Source organism: Streptomyces sp. NPDC033221 (assembly GCF_055577005.1).
Genome location: NZ_JBVIQN010000086.1, coordinates 1 through 5,461, shown reverse-complemented (window position 1 = coordinate 5,461; position 5,461 = coordinate 1). Strand labels below are relative to the sequence as shown.

The following is a 5,461-nucleotide window of genomic DNA, read 5'->3' as shown; positions in this document are numbered from 1 at the left end:
TCAGCCCACCACCCTGCGCATACCTCATGCAGACGGCATACCGCCGCGACCATCAACTGTCAGCCCCTGAGACACCACGCTTTGAAGGTCAGTAGGTGGTGCGGGCGCCGCTGTAGGAGCGCAGGGCGAGACTGCCGTCATTGATTTCCGCAAACCGCCGGGTCAGGCGCAGGTCGATGTCCCACCACGGCGGGCGAGTCGGCAGAACAATCTGCGGCGTGGCGCGGCGGAGCGCGTCCCACAGGGAGTGCAGCTGTCGGTAGGCGCGGTAGCGGTGCCACCGGTCCCGCAGGCGGCGATGGGAGGGACGGTGGCGTAGTAGGTGTCGAAGTCCGTCAGCCGTTCCACGGGCGTGCCCCGAGCGCGAACAGCACGCATATCACGGGGATCAAGAGCGCGTAGACGGCGGCCCAGCGCCAGGCGGACCGGCCTGCATGTTCGGTGGGCGAATGCCAGTAAGCCAGCATGAGCCGAGCCGAGGCACCGACGGCGACCAGCAGTACGTACAGCATCAGCATGCCGAGGTGGGGGACGCCGGAGAGGTGGTTGAGGTAGGTGATCGTTGCGGGGGCGCTGCAGGAGACGGCTGCGCCGGCGAGGAAGAGGGCGGCGCGGACCGTCCACCGCGCGGGGTCGCCCGGGTGCCGGAACAGGGCGCGCACCTGGTAGAACGCTGCCGCCCACACGAGTGCCGCGATGATCCAGGCGGCGATGCTCTGGCCCGTCATCGTCGGGCTCCGTCATGTTGCTGGCGTCCCAGTGCGGACTCCAGGCGCTGGACGACGGCGGCGGCGGAGTCGGGCACGGTCCATGTCTGAGGTGGCAGCCAGCGGCTGACCTTGGTCATCAGCACGCAGGCGAAGAAGTCCGCCTCCTGCTCCGCGGCGGCACCGCAGTGACTGCGGCGGGCGACGATCCGCGCGACCACGTCGGGCCGGAGCGAAGGAAAGACCTGCTGCATCGCGGCGTCGCCGGAAGCCTGAGCGGGGGTGCGATCGGCCTCGATGTGCCAGAACTCGGGCAGATGATGAGCAGCGGGTGCCAGGGACTGGTGTTCTGTTCGCACAGGATGAAGTGTGCGTCGTCCGTGGCGACCCACAGGCCGCTGACCGTGTCGGGGGGAAACGGGGGCGGCGGTAGACCTCGTGGTCATCGTCGCCCGTCCATCTCTGGCTCTTCGAGAACTCGCCCGAGCAGGCCATGAAACCCGACAACTGCCTCAACGGCTGGAACCTGTCCTGGACGGAATGGCTGGCGGGCAGCGCGCTGCAATCCGTGCCGCACCATTCGGGAAGTCGGCGGTGCGGCGCCTTGTCGGGCGGGGGAGGCACCGAGGCGGAATCTAATAGCGGCTCTTACAAGTGTTCGCTACGCTCTCTTACCGTTGTCCGGAGCACCCATGTCCGGCTGAGGCAGGGCTTGTTGTGCTCACACCCGGGCAGCCTCCCGGCCCTGCTCCCGCGCCTCACAAGGGCGGAATCGGTTTTTGCGGAAGCGACCACCTTCAAGCAAGTCAACCGGCATGTGCGTATGCGGAGGACGTTAGAAGCGACCTGGCGTCAGCCCCTGTTTCGCCTCCGCACGACCGTCACCGGCCCGTATGGCACCGGCATCCGCCGCAAGCCCCGGCAGCCCCAGCAGCTGGACGGCAGCTGCGCCGTCGGCCCCAGGCCCGGCACCAGTGGCCGGCCTGTCGACGCCGCTGTCCCGCATCGTCGTGAAGGAGCACTCGTCCATGCTGACGTTTGCCGAAATACTGTACAACGCAGACAAAGTCTTCCGGGGTCTGCTGAGCGAGTCCCCGAAGTGTACGCGCCAGGCCGCCGAGGCTGAGCTGCGACCGTTCGGACGGCGCCTCACGGTGGCCCGGCCCGTCCTTTCACGGAAGCCTCCGGGAATTTCCCTGCGGAGGCTTGGAACTCCTTCGCAGGAGCCCGGCGCATTCACCGACTCGACAGCTGGTGAAAGCAAGAGAAATACCGTCACCGTTCGAATCCGAGTTCCCGAGTAACAAGAAGGGGGGCCTGCGAGGTCACCGCAACGGCGCGTATGCCATCGGCTGTCTTCTCGTCCGCTGGGCCGACTCCAAAGGTATCCCCGTGTGGAAGAAGAGCGCCTGATTTCCATCCCCATCCCCGCCCGGGTGCACGGCCAGCCGGCCAAGGCCAACAGCCCGGCCCCCAGGTTCAACAACCAGATGTCAGGCAATCCCTCGCCGCGGTCCGAGCCGCCTCGGATGCCACACTCACCCGAAAAAGGGAATACCTGTGCACACGCCCACCTCGGCCGCCCGGCGCCCCGACCGCACCGGTTCTGCGTACCGTCCTACCCTCACGAAGGCTGCGCCGGCGGACTACGGCAGAAGGTCAAGGCCGAAAGCGGTGAGACGCTCTCGCTGGACGGCCGGCCCACGACCGCCACTCCGGCACTCGCCGCGCAGGGACCGCGCCTGCGCCCCGCAGACGCGGCTCTCGCCGCCCCCGGCCCGGACCTCGTCCGACGAACTGCACCTCATCCGAAAAAGACGACCGCTGCCTCGAAAGACACAAAAGACATGCCGAGCCCCCTCGTCGACACTCCACCTCCTGGAGGCCCCATGCCCGTAGCGCGCACCAGCTTCGTGCCGTTCGCCACTCCTGTGGAACCACTGGACGGACTCGGCGAGCGGCTCGGCCTGCGCCGTGGTTCTTTGTGGGTCAAGCGAGATGACCTCACGGGCCTGTCCGGCGGCGGCAACAAGGCACGCAAGCTTGAGTACCTGTGCGCTCGTGTCGCCTCTCAGGGCTGGCGGACGCTCGTGGCCACGGGGGGCCCGCAGAGCAATCTGGCACGCTCCGTTGCAGCGGCGGCGGCTCGCCTGGGCCTCGACTGCCACTTGGTACTCGCCGGCGAACCGCCCACCCGCCCCAGCGGCAACCTCATCCTGGACGACCTGTTGGGGGCCACGGTCGAGTGGACCGGCCACCCCTTGTCCCTGGACGCTGCCGAACAGGCAGTTCGCGCCGCCGCCGCGCGACTCACCGCGGAAGGCAAGCCCGCCTACCCCATACCCTTCGGCGGCAGTTCCCCGCTGGGCTGCCAGGGTTACCTGCATGCCGCCCGCGAAATGCGGAAACAGCTCCCCGACGTCCAACTCGTCGTCACCGCCACCGGCTCCGGCGGCACTCACGCCGGCCTCGCCGCCGGTCTGGGCTCTCACGACCACGTACTGGGAATCCGCGTCACTCCCTTCCCGGACCTGGCGGGCCACGTTCATGACCTGGCCGCCGCGACCGCACAAACGGCCGGCATGCCCGCCCCACGGGGCTACGTACAGCTTGACGACAGCCAACTCGGCGAGGGCTACGGCATTCCCACTGATGCATGTCTGGAGGCCATCAGGTACACCGCTCGGCACACTGGACTCGTCCTTGATCCCACCTACACAGGTAAAGCCATGGCCGGACTCATCGCAGCCGTGCACGAGGGACGCATCACTTCGGAAATGACAACAGTCTTCTTGCATACCGGCGGGCTTCCTGGCCTTTTCGGCGCCTCCCACAGCTCCCACTGGAAGGTGCCGGGGTCCGCCAGGCCGGCGTCGTCCTGACACGGCCACAGGGATCCGGAAGAATTCCAGTGGGCTTCACGATTCCCGCCGTCCAGAGGTAGTCCAAGCTCCTGGATACCCGGTTTCGGGTCACGTGAGCTCCCGAATATCCAACGGCGTACCGAAGGCGCGAGCCAACGCGGAATCTTTTGCCATTTATTTTGAAGATCGGGAGCACCGGCGTGAGAGATTCTGCGTCTTAACCGTTGACTGCGGCCGAATAGAGGCCGCAACTGATGGACAGGAGATGTTGTGCGACAGAAAATGAGGCGCGCTGCGCGTATGGTGACGGTGGCGAGTATCGCGTCGATCGGGCTGGCCGCTGCAGGTCCGGCCTTCGCAAAAGGCGGCATCTGGGTCACCGTGGCGCCGCACTCGGTACACGTCGGGCAAACCGTTCACGTCAACGCAGCAGGGCTCTATGGCGATGGCGTTGAAGTCGAGGAGAATCCGTACCAGAAGGCCTGCATCCAGCAGCGCCTGACCCCGAGTGGTCCCTGGCACACCGTGCAGTGCGGCAAGGTGATCAACCACGCCGCCTCGGAGGCCGGAGCCAAGGCCGACGCCAACGTGAAGGCGCTGCGACACGGAACCGTGCAATTCCGGGGCATCCTGTACGGGGCGAAAAACCCGCACGCCAAGCACCCCGCTCCGATAACGACTTCGGAGATCGCGACCGTGCGCGTACGCTGACGGCGCGTCACATACATTCCGTGGGCGGCCGCACCGGCCGCCCACGGGCAGTTTGCACAGCGCCGCACACCCGGCCCTGGCCACCGTGCCGGTCTTCCAGGCAGAGGTCGAGCAGCCGGCGTGGACATCGTGCAGCAACTCGATAGAGCCAGTGGACCGTACTGCCAGGCGGTGAAGCGGTCAGTGGCCCGTCCGCCGTGGCCGACGGACCGACCACGACGTGGCATCGGTGACGGCGCTCCGGACACGGGAGGCGACGCCCTCTCCCGTCCGGTATTTCGCGCCAGATGAACCACATGTCGCGCAGCTTGTCACAAGCCTAGAGCCGGACCCCTGAACCGTCACCGCGCCGCCCTCACTTCTAAATGCTCGTTGGGGACCGTCGCTAGGGTCCGAGCCACAGGTGAGGCGCAGCGGAGCAAGGCAGTGAGGGCAGCTAATAAGGCGTACTGAGAGCGCCCGTGCCGACAAGTGAGCCAGCCCCGTGTTGCGGCCGCCCCGCGATCGTGTATCAGCCACTTCTCGATCACTTCACGAAGCCGTTACAGGCGCCAGGGCAGGCCCTCACCTGGTCGTTCGCTGATGCGGGCGCTAGCTGAAAGTTGGCGCATTCCTGTGTTTTCCTTTGGTTAGTTGACCGCCTCGCGCCGCGTAACGCGGCGCGATCCTGAGGAGCCCTGCCATTATGATCACGCCCGCCCCGGCCGCTTCTTTCGCCGCTGCCGTTCCGCCCGTCGTCACCATCGCCTATCACTCGGGCTTCGGTCACACCGCGGTGCTCGCCGAGGCGGTGCGCGAGGGTGCCGCCGACGCCGGGGCGACCGTCCACCTGGTCAAGGTTGACGAGATCACCGAGGAGCAGTGGGGGCTGCTCGACGCCGCCGACGCGATCGTCTTCGGCTCGCCGACCTATATGGGCACCGCGTCCGGCGCCTTCCATGTCTTCGCTGAGGCCACCTCGAAGCGTTACGCGACCCGTGCCTGGCAGGACAAGCTCGCGGCGGGCTTCACCAACTCCGGGTCCAAGAGCGGCGACAAGCTGCACACCCTGCAGTTCTTCTCCGTGCTGGCCGCCCAGCACGGTATGCACTGGATCAACCTCGGCCTGCTGCCCGGCTGGCACTCCACCACCGCCTCCGAAAACGACCTCAACCGCCTCGGCTTCTACCTGGGCGCCGG

General features: G+C 67.0%; 6 protein-coding genes. 3 read left to right on the top strand and 3 right to left on the bottom strand.

Translation table 11 applies throughout. The annotated features are described in order from the left end of the window. Positions 1-88: 88 nt before the first annotated feature. From ACZ53K_RS42540 to ACZ53K_RS42530, 3 genes are read right to left on the bottom strand one after another with little or no spacing between them, the layout of a single operon-like run. Positions 89-292: a DUF6545 domain-containing protein gene (locus ACZ53K_RS42540; RefSeq protein WP_468848492.1), complete on the bottom strand. Its 204-nt coding sequence runs from the start codon at positions 290-292 to the stop codon at positions 89-91. A 43-nt stretch (positions 293-335) separates the two neighbouring features. After that, a complete protein-coding gene (locus tag ACZ53K_RS42535; RefSeq protein ID WP_468848489.1) occupies positions 336-728 on the bottom strand; it encodes a hypothetical protein in 393 nt (130 codons plus the stop codon). After that, a complete protein-coding gene (locus ACZ53K_RS42530) occupies positions 725-1,066 on the bottom strand; it encodes a hypothetical protein (protein WP_468848486.1) in 342 nt (113 codons plus the stop codon). Before ACZ53K_RS42530 ends, ACZ53K_RS42535 begins: the two co-directional genes overlap by 4 nt. A gap of 1,572 nt (positions 1,067-2,638) precedes the next feature. Between ACZ53K_RS42530 and ACZ53K_RS42525 the strand changes: the two genes are divergently transcribed. The 3 genes from ACZ53K_RS42525 to ACZ53K_RS42515 form a co-directional block, all read left to right on the top strand. Further along, entirely contained in the window at positions 2,639-3,589 is a 951-nt protein-coding gene (locus ACZ53K_RS42525; protein WP_468848484.1) for a pyridoxal-phosphate dependent enzyme, read from the top strand. Positions 3,590-3,871: 282 nt separating this feature from the next. Further along, entirely contained in the window at positions 3,872-4,282 is a 411-nt protein-coding gene (locus ACZ53K_RS42520; RefSeq protein WP_468848481.1) for a hypothetical protein, read from the top strand. Between the two features lie 685 nt (positions 4,283-4,967). Next, the coding region (locus ACZ53K_RS42515) for a flavodoxin family protein (protein ID WP_468848478.1) at positions 4,968-5,461 on the top strand (494 nt) is incomplete at its 3' end.